A 12,801-nucleotide genomic window follows, 5' to 3' on the forward strand; every position below is an offset into this window, starting at 1 on the left:
GCCGACCCCGACGCCGTGATCTCCCCACTCGACGAGCCATGGGTCGTCTACACCCAATGACTCCCGCCGACTCCTGAGCGAGCGCGGAAGGTCAAGTGCCCCGGCCCTGGTGGCCGGGACACCTTGAGTGAGGCGACGAGGGCCGCCCGAGAGGGGTCCGCACGCTGGCGCCGAAGAGTCCTGTGCTCCGTCGCCGAGCTGGGAAGGTCGACGTCGTCCTCGATGCGGAGAGCGTCGACGAACGAGGGCGCCGTCCTGGCGACGGGCCACGGGGGTCCTACCAGCCTCGAAGGCTCAGCTGACCTTCGACTCCCCGGCCTCGTCCACCGAGGCGATGAATCCGGCGATCAAGTCGGCACATTCGTCGGGCCGCTCGATCTGTGGCATGTGGCCGGTCTGCGCGAACAGGTGGCTTTGCGCGTGCGGCAGGGCCTGGCGCGCGGCCTCGAGGTGCGTAGCCGGGAAGATCGGGTCACGGTCACCCCAGATGACGAGCGCCGGTCGCCCGAGAGGCGCGACGCGACCGATCAGGTCGTCGCGCCACTCAGGACGCATGCCACGCCAGGTGACGAGCGCATGCACGATCGCCAGCATGAAGTCGCCGGCACCGGGGCGTGTGCTCAGAGTCACCGCTCGCGCGATGCGCTCCGGAGTGGCCAGGCTCTTGTCGACGAAGATGGACTTCTCCAGCATGGCCACCGAGGACTTCGTCGGACGCCGGGTCGCCAGCCACCCGAGGCCGGGCAGGGCCAGCATCCGAAGCTGCCAGGTGACCGTGGCGCCGAAGCCGGCGCTGTTGAGCAGCACCGTCGAGCGGACCCGGTCGGGATGATCGGCAAGCAGTTGCATGGCGACGGCGCCGCCGAGCGAGTTCCCGCAGACGTGGACGGGACGAACTTCGCCGACGAGGTCGAGCACCTTGGGGATGGTCGCCGCGATCGGTCCCAGACCGATGGCGCCGGCCGCGGGGGCCGAGTAGCCGAAGCCGGGCAGGTCGATTCGGATCACCCGGTGGCTGCCGGCGAGGCGCTCGGTGAGTTCGTCCCAGTCCTCCAGGCTCCGGCCGCTGCCGTGCAGGAGCAGAACCGGCGTTGCCGCAGCGTCGCCGGCCACCTCGACCCGTACGGCACGACCGTCGACGTCCATCGTCTCCGCGGTCATTGCGCGACCACCTCTGCCACCTCACCGGTCTCAACCGTTGCGCTCACGACAACTCCTTCGTCCGTCACACGGCTCATGTGCCGCCCGACGGGGTCGCATTGATCACTCGTTCTGCCGGAGCATCGTCGCCCAGGTTCAGGCGCAACAACAGACCTATTTCGCTGAACGAACCGCGATAGGCATCTGTCCGCGCCGAAAGAGCGGGCATGGTGAGGAGCTGGCTCGACAGCGAGTCACGCCCAAGCCCAGGGCTGGCCTGCTCGGCCTATCCAGGCGGTCATATGAGCACGTGCTCTCCTGGGACACACGGTTACTCACGGCGCTCTCGGCAGCGGACTTCACCACCCCCATTTCAGGTGGGATGAGCCATTCGGGCACCATGCCCGACACCTCTCAGCGCTCGTGCATTACGACAAGTCCAATCCTGGTCCGTTCAGCAAAACGTCGGTGTTGCTCGCCTCACACCACACACTGCATGCTTCGGCCACCGTACGGCGGGGCAGTGCGATTCATTGCTCCCAACCCAAGTCAAAGGTTGCACGGAGAGGATCGATTTTGTCGACGACACTAAGGCGGCGCCTCAGCCTAGGCGACCGAGACCGAGGTTATGCGGGCGGATTCTGGAGCAGGGCACGCCGCGTGGCGGCAGTTGCGGCTGTCGGCCTCATGGTTGCCACGGCAGCCGGTTGCGGCGGCGACGATACAGCGACGGGTAGTGAGACCGACCCGATCTCGAATGACGTCTCCTCGGAGACGGTCCTCAAGATCTCAGACACCGGCACGCAGGCGGCCATGGAGTTGTCCGGTCTGGACAAGAAGCTCGGCTTCAAGATCGAGTGGGTGGCGGGCCTGCCGGGCGACCAGCTCATCCAGGCGGTACGCGGGGGCTCGCTGGACGCCTTTGCTGGAACCGATTCCATGGTTTATACCGGGACCTGGGGCGGGCTCGACCTCCGGACTGTGGCATTGCGCGAGACGGTGGACCCGCTCGACCACCCGCAGTCAGCTTTCGGTATCTCACCCGGGTCGAACGTGACCGGCCCCGAAGACCTCAAGGGGGCGTCCATCGCCTACCCACCGGGCGCCCAGCCCAGCGTGACGATCCTGTTGCTGCTGGACAAGTTGGGCTTGTCGCCCGACGACGTCGAGATGGTGGAGATGCCGACCACTACTCCTGACGTCTATCTTCGGGCACTGGCCAACGATCAGGTCGATGTCGCTCCGCTCAATCTCAACCGTGGGCACCTCCAGCAGTACCTGGCCCAGTACGGAGACAAGGGCGGCAGCTACTTCCAGCCCGGGGTTCGCGAGGACGCCTACATGTTGATCGCCAACGGCGAGGTGCTGCGTGACTCCGAGAAGGCCGCGGCGATGAAGCAGTTCACCGAGGTGTGGCAAGAAGCGCAGCTGTGGATCAACGAGAACCCGAAAGAGTTCGCCGCGGGCTACTACTCCAAGGTCCTCGGACTTCCCGTCCCGGCGGCGGAGGAGCTCGTAGAGAACCTTGGCACCTTCGACGTTCCCAAGGATTGGTCTGAAAGCATGAAGCGATTCCAGGTGAACGCTGACCTGCTCGCCGAGTTCCAGGACATGGAGGAGCTCGACGTCAACGACCTCTTCGACCGGCGGTTCGAGCCAGATGCGCCTGAGGCTTCGTAGTGAACGGGACCGGCGTTCGCCGTCATCTCGTACGGCCCTACGAGCCGCTTAGAGGAGTCTCGTGACGACGACAACACGCAACCTCAAGCCGCCGAGCATGGTGGACACCAGGCCCCTGCGTCACCGGCTCGGGCCAGGTAAGCGGATCCCGTTCAACGTGCTCATCGGTCCGGCCCTGCTCCTGATCGTGTGGAGCGTCGCCTCTGCGTTCGGCTGGATCGATCCCTACACATTGGTGGCCCCTTGGAAGGTGGTCACGACCGGCTGGGAACTGATCGAATCCGGGCGTCTGCAGAGCGCACTGGCGGTGTCTGCTGCGCGTGCCCTGACCAGCTTGGCCATCGGAGTCCTGGTCGGCACGGTCCTGGCGTTGATTGCGGGCATGTCCCGAATCGGGGAGGGCGTGGTGGACGGCATCATCCAGGTCAAGCGCTCGATCCCGACGATGGCGCTGATTCCGCTGTTCATCGTGTGGTTCGGTATTGGTGAGTCGATGAAGGCCATCACGATTTCGGCCGCCGTGCTGGTCCCTGTCTACCTGAACACCTACGCCGGCCTGCGAGGCATCGACAGTCGTCACCTGGAACTGGCGGAGACTCTCGGAATCAGCCGTCGTGAATTCGCCTGGCGGGTCCTGCTTCCCGGCGCAATGCCGGGGGTCTTCGTCGGACTTCGATATGCCGTGACGATCGCTCTGGTCGGCTTGGTGGTCGTGGAGCAGATCAACGTGACCAATGGCATTGGTTTCATGATGGCCAACGCCTCGATGCTCGGACAGACCGACGTGATCATCGTCGGCCTGGTGGTTTACGCGATGATCGGACTTCTGGCAGACGGTGTGGTGCGCACTCTGGAGCGGCGGGTACTTCGGTGGAGGAAGACGGTCGGATGACGAAGACATCAATGGAACAGATCGCCCAACCGGCTATCGCTCAACCGGCTGTGAAGGTCCTCGGCTTGAGCCGCAGGTTCGGGGACACTGAGATCTTGAAGGGCCTGGACCTCACGATCCAACGAGACGAGTTCGTGGCGCTGCTCGGCCGCAGTGGTAGCGGCAAGAGCACGTTGCTGCGGGCACTGGCCGGACTCGACTGGGATGTGAAAGGCCACGGCGAGGTGGTCGTCCCCGACAGCGTGTCCGTAGTCTTCCAGGACTCGCGTCTGCTGCCGTGGATGAACGTGATGAACAACGTCACGTTCGGGCTGAATGGCCGCGCCCTAGGCAGGTCACGTTCGGCCAACCGAAGTGCAGCCGAACTCGCGCTGGAGGAGGTCGAGCTCGGTCACCGGAAGAACGCATGGCCGCGTGAGCTGTCCGGTGGCGAACAGCAGCGAGTGGCTCTGGCGCGTTCATTGGCGCGCGAGCCGCAGTTGCTGCTCGCCGACGAACCGTTCGGGGCGCTGGACGCACTCACGAGAATCAAGATGCAGAATCTGCTGAAGCGCCTATGTGAACGCCATCAGCCAGCAGTCCTCTTTGTCACCCACGATGTCGATGAGGCGATCTCGTTGGCCGACCGGGTCATCGTGCTCGACCATGGCGTGATCCTCTCCGAGCATGTCGTCGAACCCAACGAACGGACTCCCGGGACCCCCGGTTTCAGCACGTTGCGCAGGAGTCTCCTCGCCGACCTCGGCGTCGAATGACCGCCGGTCAAGGCGGTCGTCCCCGAAGCGTCGAGGTCTAGGTGCTTGTTGGTCCTGCGCACGATTGGTCACGATTGATGGTGCACGACGCACTGACGCTGCGCTGATGGAAGGCCCGTGGCGGCCGGCCCGGGAATGCGCGTGGGCCGGTCGCCCAAGGACTGCGGCCTCCTGAACAGCCTCGGGAGCGGGTGATCCGGTTGGCGGTCGGCCCGGGAATGCGCGTGGGCCGGTCGCCCAAGGACTGCGGCCTCCTGAACAGCCTCGGGAGCGGGTGATCCGGTTGGCGGTCGGCCCGGGAATGCGCGTGGGCCGGTCGCCCAAGGACTGCGGCCTCCTGAACAGCCTCGGGAGCGGGTGATCCGGTTGGCGGTCGATCTGCTGCGTGGCCCGGCCGCCAGATCCCGCGCTCTGCGTCGGGTTGGCGAGTAGACCTCTCCGGCGTCATAGGTTCAGCAGCTTTCGACGCGCGCCACTGACTCCGGATCAGGCCAGCTGATCGCGCCTAGACCGGGGCCGGCAAACCCCAAGCGGACACCCGGAGTCGCGGCCCGGCAAGAGCGGGGACGCAAGGAGTCCTCACAGTCTCGTTGCGCCACCCGGCCAGCGCCTTCGCGGCCATTCGACGAGCTCGGGGCCACTCACCCCCAGTGGTCGCCCCAGCCCCACAGGTACGGAACGACATGCTCGTGCTGGTTCTCGACGCCGAACTTCCCGCGGAAGAATAGCATCGGGGTGGCGCGGTGCGGGGTCTCGAGGCGGGTGACCCGGCCGATCACGACGTCGTGGTCGCCGGCGACGTGCACGTCCTCGACGGTGGCGTGCACCCGCATCAGCGTGTCGGGCAGGTTGGGGGTGCCCTCGGGGGAGAGGTCCCACGCGAGGTTCTCGAACTTGCGGCCGCGGCTCGAGCCGAACCGCTGGCACAGCTCGGCCTGGTCCTCGCCGAGCACGTTGACGGTGAACCGGCCGGATGGCCGGATCCGTGGCCAGGCGCGGCCCCGGTGGTCGGCGCAGAAGAGGACGAGCGGCGGCTCGAGCGAGACCGACGCGAAGGACTGGCAGGCGAAGCCGACCGGCTCGCCCTCGTCCAGGCCGGTCACGATCGTCACGCCGGTTGCGAAGTTGCCCATCGCGGCGCGCATCTCCAGCGGGGACGGCTCGATTGCGGTTCTCATGTAGTGATGCTACCGACGGCGTGTGGTCGTTGCAGCGAGCGCTTTCCGGTCACCGGAATGGTCTCGAACCCGTCCGCGCACCGCCACCCAGCGTGCGCAGCGTGACCGGCCTGCCCCAGGACTTCAGGCGACGCGAGCCGGCCGCCGATGCTGGCGACGGCCCACTGCTCATGCGGTACGGGTCGGGCCCGGGCATCACGGGGTGGCGCGACCTCGCATGGTCGCAGCGCGCCTGGCAGGGACATCGACCAGATTCGGCGCGGTCCCGGCATTAGTGCACGGCCGGAGTCTCGTAGACCCTGAACTCGTTGATCCTGCCGTCCGGTCCCTGGGTATAGACACCCAAGCCTGCATGTGGGGGGCGACGCCACACGACGTGCTCGGCGGCCGCGACCGCGCCGTCGGTGGTGACCGTGCAGAACTGGAGCGGAACGCCGGCGCTTCGGCCGTCTCTGTTGTCATCGGGAGTGGACGGGTTCCCGATGATCGAAGCGAACTTCGCGCCGTCGAGGGCGGCGGTGGACTCGTGAACGATCGCGTCCGCGGCGAGCGCCGCAGCGAACACGTCGGGGTCCCCTGTGACCATGGCCTCCTCGAATCGTCCCATGAAGTGCGGTCGCGCGATATAGCGATCAGGCGCGACCACGGGCGGCCTCGGCACGCTATAGCCGAAGGCTCGCGAATCGTAATAGACACGAGCGTGCCGCCGGGCGCCTTGTGAGTCGTCCCAGACAACCGCGAATCGAAGGGGCGGAGCTTCGTCGTCGTGTGGAATCAGAATGTACTCGCTCACCGTGCGAATAGCCCCCACAATCTCGCGCACCTCCTGCAACTGTGCCCACGTCGGAAGGCCGGGCCAGGCGGGGCTGCCTGACTTGAACCCGGCGACGTCTGAGAAGCCCACGACGGGGTCGTTAATCCGGACCGTCATCTCAAGGTGGTTGTGGAATCGGTCGAGCGCGGTCGGCGCACCTGAAGGCCCGCTCATCGAAGCCACGTCCTCGTCATCGGCTGGCGGCAGTTCATCAAGACTCCTTCGGTTAGTGACAGAGCACGTGAGTCTCTGATGACCAGGGGTAGTCGTCAAGGTTTTCGGATCGCCTGCAAGAACGCCCCCCCCCTTGCCTCTGGGAGCCTGCGGCTTGAGGCTCCGCACCAGTGCGGCGCAGAGGCGTACAAACATCGCTGATGGATTGCCTGAGCCGGACTCCCGCGGCATTGGAGCAAGCACCTCGATAGACCCCGTTCGGGTGACATCGGCTGATGTGCGCAGCGAATAGCATCAGCGCCGATGAGACTTCAAGAGACGCTTTCTGGGACTCAGGCTGTCGTGACTGGCGCTGCCGGAGGAATCGGTGGTGCCGTTGCCGCGGAGCTCGTGGGTCAAGGGGCCACCGTCTATGGGTTCGACATCGCTACTGCCGCGGATCTGCCCGGTGTCACGCAGATCGAGTGCGACGTCACCGACCCCCAATCTGTTGCTCGCGCCAGCGAATCGCTGAAGGACGTGACCGAGGTGGTCGACGTGCTCGTGGTGGCTGCTGGCCGCTTCCCCAGCCGACGGGTCGAGGAGTGGACGTCAGATGAATTCGAGGATCTCTGGCGCCTCAACGTCGCTGGAGCACTTTCGGTCATCCAGGCGCTGCTGGTGCAGTTGCGGCGCTCGAATCATGGACGCATCATCCTGATTTCCTCATCTGCGGTGCATCAAGGCATTCCTGGCTTCGTTCCATACGCGGCCACCAAGGCAGCGATGATCGGCATGGCTCGCTCGCTGGCTGCCGAGTTGGGACCCGATGGGATCACCGTCAACGTCGTGACGCCCGGACTCACCGCAACCCAGGCCGCTCTTGACGGAGACGTCGCCCAATTCTTCGACGGGGTCGTCGCGAGTCAGATGATCAAGCGCCGCCTCGAACCCACGGACCTCGCGCCAGGCATCGCCTATCTGTGCTCTCCGGGCGCGGACATGGTGACCGGTCAGGTGCTCAACATCGACGGTGGAAGTGTGACCTACTGATGGCTGAAACAAATAGAGCGCTGTTCTCTTTCAACCCCGAGCAGTTCGAAGTGCTCGAAGGCATCTGCGAGTTCGTGGTGCCCGGCAGCGCGCCGGCCGGACCGGCCGTCTATATCGACAGCATGGCGGCAGACCTCGCAGCCGAGCCGAGGGAAGCCCTCTGCGCCATTCTCGACGAAGCCCGGGAATCCCAGCTCGGCGGAGGCTCCTGGCAGGAGTTGGCCACGCGTCCATGGTTCGGCTGGTTGCGTGCATTAGCGATCGAGGCCTACTACAGCGATTTCCGCCAACCTGGTTACGAGGGACCCGGAGCCTGGGACGCGATCGCGTTCACCAGCGCCCCTATGGCCGCGCGCGCCAAACAGGATTGGACCTTCCTGCGGTGCCACCGAGACGAGAAGAGCAGTTCATGAAGCAGACGATGGCATCCGAGCAGCACACCGTGGTGGTGGTGGGGTCAGGAGCCGGGGGCGGCATCGCAGCGACCCGACTCGCCGAGTCTGGTCATGACGTGCTGCTGATCGAGACCGGTGGATACCACCTGGCCGGTTCCTTCAGCAGATGGGAGCTAGGTGCGACCAGGCAACTGTGGAACCCTCCGCGGATGGCGCAGACCCGCGCGGATGGACAACGCCCGATCGCGATGGTGTCGGGTAGAAGCGTCGGCGGCACGACCAACATCAACACCAAGGTCGGAGCGCGAGCGATCGAGCAGGACTACCGGAAGTGGCACGACGCGACTGGACTGGTGAATCGAGAGGGCCAGGCATTCTCGGCGGCGGACCTCGACCCTTGGTTCGACGTCGTCGAGCGGCGCATGCGGGTGCGGCATCGCGCGGACTGGACACCTGGTGTGCACGTCGTTGAGAAGGGCTTCCAGTCCCTGGGCCACGAACTGCATCCTGTGCCTTCGTATACGAACAGCGACTGCGAGAGCTGTGGTTCGTGCACCGCGGGCTGTCCTACCAACAGTGGCAGCACCACCCTGAACCGATACATACACGGTGCTGTCGTGCGTGGCCAGTTGAAGGTCGCAGCCGAGACGCGAGTCGTCCAGATCCTGACCGAGGCCGATGGAGATCGCGGGCGGCGTGCGATCGGGGTGGTCGCCGTCGGGCCCGACGGTGTGGAGCGCACCATCGAGAGCTCGATAGTCGTCTTGGCAGCCGGGTCACTCGTCACCCCACAACTACTCCAGTTGTCGGGGTTGGCCGACCTCGGCACCCCCGCCTCGAAGCTCGTAGGACGCACCCTGGGCACCCACACGGCGCGGATGGTGCACGGGGTCTTCGACGAGATCATGGACACGCACGTCGTCTACCCCATCACCGCTCACTGTCAGGACTTCGCCGACGACGCCGCCGGAGGCTTCATTGTCGAGGCCACCACCGTGATGGACCCGATCGCGCTCGCCTCCGCCCTCGTGGCCGACGACTTCACGCCCCTGATCGGGACACCCCTCACCGAGACCATGAGCGCCTACCGGCATCTCGCTGGCCTCTTCATGATGACCAACGACTCCAACCTCGGGCAGGTCACCGCTACCGAGGATCACGTCGGGCGCTTCGAGGTCCCGATTCCGCCAGAGGACCAACGTCGGCTCGACGAGGCGCATGCGTTCTGCACCGAGGTGTTGTACGCCGCGGGCGCCAAGCGTGTGGTGTCCACCGGCTACATCACCTCCCACGTGCAAGGCAGTGTCACCATGGGCTCCGATCCCGACCGGTCCTGTTGCGACAGTGACCAACAACTCTGGGACGTCAGCGGGTTGTACATCGGCGACGGGTCCGTGATCCCACGGACGCTGACCTACAACCCGTCCTTGACCATCATGGCCCTGGCAGAGCGGCTCGCCGATCATCTGAACGGGGTACTCGGTGGCCAGCCCCGGCTGCCCGACCTCGCCGTCGTCGGCTGAGAGGATAGGCCGCGGCTCATGGCCGCTATGCCCTCCTTCACGTGAGGCTGGGCACGACCCGAGGTTGGTCGGTGAAGGCCGATACTCACGCGGGCCGGGCAGCCGCCGCCTTGCCTCGAGCCGTGACACCGATTGCACCACCCCCATCGCTGGCCCGAGGAGGCAATGATGCGAGTCAACGAAGTCATTGCCCGAGGGCTGCGGGCCCACGGCGTCGGGGTCGTCTTCGGTGTCATGGGGGACGCGAACATGTATGTCGCGGACTCCTTTCACCGCGAACAAGGCTGCAAGTTCGTGGCGACCTCCAACGAAGGAGGGGCGGTGCTGATGGCCGCAGGCTATGCCGCGGTCACCGGACGCGTGGGGGTCGCGACCGTGACGCACGGCGCCATCGCCAACTGCGTCAGCGCGCTACTCGATGCCGCCCGAGGTCACTATCCCCTCGTCGTGATCGCGGGTGACACGGCTCGGTCCCAGGGCTATCACCTGCAGAACATTCCGCAGCGCGAGATCGTCGCACCGACCGGCGCCTCCTACCGCGAGGTCCGCTCTGTCGAGACGGTCGGCGTCGACCTGGCGGCCGCGCTGGCTCAGGCGCGCGCAGAGCGCCGGCCAGTCGTGCTCGACTTGCCGGCCGACTTCCAGCAGGCCGAGACAAGCGTAGGCGTGGGTCGGATTCCCTACCTCGTGAGCGGGGTCTTGACGCCGACCCGCGAGGAGCTCGAGGACGCGGCGGGCGCCATCATCGGGTCCTCCCGGCCGCTTGTCATCGCTGGACGTGGTGCCGGCGGCCCCGGAGCCTCTGAGGCGTTGCGCGCTCTTGCCGAGCGTATCGGTGCTCCCGTGGCGACGACGCTCAGGGGCAAGGGCCTGTTCTCAGGTGACCCGTGTGACATCGGCATCGTCGGCACGCTCTCTCATCCCGTTGCGATGGAGGTGATCGGACGAGCAGACTGCCTCGTCGTTTTCGGCGCTGCGCTGAGTTCGCTCACCACGTGGAACGGCGAGCTGCTCGTGGGCAAGAGAGTCATCCACGTCGACAGTGACCCGGTGGCGCTGGGCCGAAACTTTCCGGCGGACATCGCGGTGGCCGGGGACGCGGCGGTGACGGCAACGACTCTGCTGGACCTGTTCGACGAAGCCGAGGCAGAGCCCAAACGCTTCCGCAGCGACGACCTCGCCGCGCGGCTGCAGGCCTGGCGCCAGGAAGACCAGGGGACGGCGCCCTCGGACGGCCCGTTGACTCTGACGGGCGTACTCCACGAAGTGGAGTCGATCGTGCCCTCGGATCGGACGCTGACGATCGACGGTGGACGGTTCTCCCACGAGTCACTCCGAATCTTGCGCGTCGAGCACCCGTGGAACTACGCACACTGTCTCAATGTCGGACACATCGGAATGAGCGTCAGCTACGGCATCGGCGCCGCGATCGGGCGCCCCGCAGCGCCTAGCCTGGTCATCGTCGGTGACGGTGGCTTCATGCTCGGTGGCTTGGCCGAACTCAACACCGCGGTGCGTGAGCGACTCGACCTCGTCATCGTGCTGCTCAATGACGGGGCGTACGGCGCTGAGTACTACCGCTTCGTCGCCCAATCCCTGGATCCCAGCCTGACGACCTTCGAGTGGCCCGACTTCGTCGACGTCGCCACCGCCCTGGGAGCCACCGGGTTGCGCGTGAGCGCATGGTCGGACTTCGACAGACTGGCCGAGATGATCCAGCCGGGGTGCGGGCCCGTCCTGGTCGACGTCTCGCTCGACGTCACCTCGATCCCCGATCCCGGAGATCATTGAGTTCGGATCCACGCTGGATCCGAGCCTGGATTCACCGATTCTCGCCTGCTACGCGCCACGATATGGGCACGCTGGCGGCGTTGCGGCCGCTCGACGGTCAACCAGAACGCCTTCGCGACCGCGCCTTGCCATCGCACCCATCTGATGACGCGCAGCAAACGCCGACAATCGGTGGATCCAGGCTGAGCTGAGTCAGCCCGCTCTCAGGCGCCCGAAGGTGGCGTCGAACTCTGTCTCCCCGACGCCCAGATCAGTTGCACGAGCTCGGCTCGGTTGCGCACGTCCGTCTTGGCGAACACCCGCTTGAGATGTTGCTTCACGGTGTTCTCGCTGATGTAGGCGCGGTCGGCGATCTGTTTGGTAGTGAGGCCCTCGCTGACGAATTGTGCGATCTCCTGCTCGCGCTTGGAGAGCACCTGCCAGACGGGCAGTTGTTGGACGTCATGCTGGTCGCCGCACTCGAAGACGAGGTTCACCGCGGCTCCCTGAGTGCGGCCGAGGCGATAGCTCTTGAGGATGCGCCGGGCGCTGGTCTTGTGGTCGCGGAAACTCTGAATGTGCACGCGCTTGCCGTCGACCCGGAATTCGGCCATGGCCTCGACGATCGCCTTCTCGACGGCGGATGTCGCCTGCGTGCCGACGCCTGCCGGGCCTGATGGCTCGAGGTCGTTGCGCGCCGCCCGGTTGCGGAATATCACCTGCGCGTCCAGGTCGGTCACGATCACCGCCTGCGGCACCCGATCCAGGACGCTCTCCATCATGGATGAGCGTTGTCCGGTCAGTTCGAAACGCAGCGCCCGTTCCATGGCGAGGCCGACCTGCTCGCTCACCAACCGAGCTGATAGGAGATCATCATGGCTGAATGCGGGTTCCTTGGCGGCGCGAGCGAAGTTGACCGTACCGAGCAGCATGCCAGACACGACCAATGGCGCCTCGAGGGAATGCTCGAGGCCGGCTCCGCCGAGCGCTGCTCGGGCCCCGCTTGCTTCCCATTTCTTGCCACCTGCAGCACGGGTGGAGTCGATCGGCCGACGCTGCTGCAGCACGAAGTCGAGGACGGGGTCGTCAGCACGGCCGTAACGTTCGTACTCCTCGAGGAACAGGCCCTCGGCGTCGGAATGCACCTCGATCACGTCGCCCGAGTCGACGTCGAGCCGGTACAGGCCGACGGCGCAAGCCGGCAGTACCCTGCCGCTTGCCGACAAGAAGGCGCGCCCGACCTCCTCGACCGTCAGGGCCGATTGCAATGCCCCGGCGAACTCATGCCTCGCGGCATCTGGGTACGAGACTGTCAACGCGTATTCACCCTCTCTGACAAGCCACCTTGGCACCGGATCCCCGACCGCTCGGTCAGGAGTCGGCGGGAGTCATTGGGTGTAGACGACCCATGGCTCGTCGAGTGGGGAGATCACGGCGTCGGGGTCGGC

The 12,801-nt window shown here is 65.9% G+C and carries 11 protein-coding genes; 7 read left to right on the forward strand and 4 right to left on the reverse strand.

The genetic code is table 11. The annotated features are described in order from the left end of the window. Positions 1–294: 294 nt before the first annotated feature. On the reverse strand, positions 295–1,161 hold the full coding sequence (locus tag WMR31_RS21940) for an alpha/beta fold hydrolase (RefSeq protein WP_340541074.1): 867 nt from the start codon (positions 1,159–1,161) through the stop codon (positions 295–297). Positions 1,162–1,800: 639 nt separating this feature from the next. On the opposite strand from WMR31_RS21940, the gene WMR31_RS21945 reads away from it, so the two are divergent. The 3 genes from WMR31_RS21945 to WMR31_RS21955 all read left to right on the forward strand — a co-directional run bounded on the left by WMR31_RS21945 (position 1,801) and on the right by WMR31_RS21955 (position 4,467). Continuing rightward, complete coding sequence (locus WMR31_RS21945; RefSeq protein WP_340541075.1) at positions 1,801–2,820, forward strand: ABC transporter substrate-binding protein; 1,020 nt, start codon at positions 1,801–1,803, stop codon at positions 2,818–2,820. Between the two features lie 61 nt (positions 2,821–2,881). Beyond that, positions 2,882–3,712 (forward strand): ABC transporter permease, encoded by an 831-nt coding sequence (locus WMR31_RS21950; RefSeq protein ID WP_340541076.1) that lies wholly within the window; start codon positions 2,882–2,884, stop codon positions 3,710–3,712. Then, a complete protein-coding gene (locus WMR31_RS21955; protein ID WP_340541077.1) occupies positions 3,709–4,467 on the forward strand; it encodes an ABC transporter ATP-binding protein in 759 nt (252 codons plus the stop codon). Before WMR31_RS21950 ends, WMR31_RS21955 begins: the two co-directional genes overlap by 4 nt. 641 nt (positions 4,468–5,108) lie before the next feature. Here the strand turns inward: WMR31_RS21955 and WMR31_RS21960 are convergent. Together WMR31_RS21960 and WMR31_RS21965 are read right to left on the reverse strand one after the other, a co-directional pair. After that, positions 5,109–5,645, reverse strand: coding sequence for a flavin reductase family protein (locus WMR31_RS21960; protein WP_340541078.1), 537 nt, complete (start codon positions 5,643–5,645; stop codon positions 5,109–5,111). A gap of 271 nt (positions 5,646–5,916) precedes the next feature. Next, on the reverse strand, positions 5,917–6,642 hold the full coding sequence (locus tag WMR31_RS21965) for a hypothetical protein (RefSeq protein ID WP_340541079.1): 726 nt from the start codon (positions 6,640–6,642) through the stop codon (positions 5,917–5,919). A 294-nt stretch (positions 6,643–6,936) separates the two neighbouring features. On the opposite strand from WMR31_RS21965, the gene WMR31_RS21970 reads away from it, so the two are divergent. From WMR31_RS21970 to WMR31_RS21985, 4 genes are all read left to right on the forward strand, one after another. Beyond that, complete coding sequence (locus WMR31_RS21970) at positions 6,937–7,665, forward strand: SDR family NAD(P)-dependent oxidoreductase (protein ID WP_340541080.1); 729 nt, start codon at positions 6,937–6,939, stop codon at positions 7,663–7,665. Then, on the forward strand, positions 7,665–8,078 hold the full coding sequence (locus WMR31_RS21975) for a gluconate 2-dehydrogenase subunit 3 family protein (protein WP_340541081.1): 414 nt from the start codon (positions 7,665–7,667) through the stop codon (positions 8,076–8,078). Before WMR31_RS21970 ends, WMR31_RS21975 begins: the two co-directional genes overlap by 1 nt. 8 nt (positions 8,079–8,086) lie before the next feature. After that, positions 8,087–9,583, forward strand: coding sequence for a GMC family oxidoreductase N-terminal domain-containing protein (locus WMR31_RS21980; RefSeq protein ID WP_340541084.1), 1,497 nt, complete (start codon positions 8,087–8,089; stop codon positions 9,581–9,583). A gap of 168 nt (positions 9,584–9,751) precedes the next feature. Next, the gene (locus WMR31_RS21985; protein ID WP_340541082.1) at positions 9,752–11,374 is read left to right on the forward strand and encodes a thiamine pyrophosphate-binding protein; all 1,623 of its coding nucleotides are present in this window, start codon (positions 9,752–9,754) and stop codon (positions 11,372–11,374) included. Between the two features lie 203 nt (positions 11,375–11,577). Here WMR31_RS21985 and WMR31_RS21990 read toward each other — a convergent pair whose 3' ends face one another. Further along, the gene (locus WMR31_RS21990; protein ID WP_340541083.1) at positions 11,578–12,669 is read right to left on the reverse strand and encodes a LuxR C-terminal-related transcriptional regulator; all 1,092 of its coding nucleotides are present in this window, start codon (positions 12,667–12,669) and stop codon (positions 11,578–11,580) included. Positions 12,670–12,801: the final 132 nt, after the last annotated feature.

The organism is Nocardioides epinepheli, assembly GCF_037936805.1.
Lineage (GTDB): Bacteria > Actinomycetota > Actinomycetes > Propionibacteriales > Nocardioidaceae > Nocardioides.

Bases quoted from the DNA above. Each gene is read 5' to 3' on its own strand.
- WMR31_RS21940 (WP_340541074.1), bottom strand. From the start codon at position 1,161: ATGACCGCGGAGACGATGGACGTCGACGGTCGTGCCGTACGGGTCGAG.
- WMR31_RS21955 (WP_340541077.1), top strand. From the start codon at position 3,709: ATGACGAAGACATCAATGGAACAGATCGCCCAACCGGCTATCGCTCAA.
- WMR31_RS21960 (WP_340541078.1), bottom strand. From the start codon at position 5,645: ATGAGAACCGCAATCGAGCCGTCCCCGCTGGAGATGCGCGCCGCGATG.
- WMR31_RS21970 (WP_340541080.1), top strand. From the start codon at position 6,937: ATGAGACTTCAAGAGACGCTTTCTGGGACTCAGGCTGTCGTGACTGGC.
- WMR31_RS21975 (WP_340541081.1), top strand. From the start codon at position 7,665: ATGGCTGAAACAAATAGAGCGCTGTTCTCTTTCAACCCCGAGCAGTTC.
- WMR31_RS21980 (WP_340541084.1), top strand. From the start codon at position 8,087: ATGGCATCCGAGCAGCACACCGTGGTGGTGGTGGGGTCAGGAGCCGGG.
- WMR31_RS21985 (WP_340541082.1), top strand. From the start codon at position 9,752: ATGCGAGTCAACGAAGTCATTGCCCGAGGGCTGCGGGCCCACGGCGTC.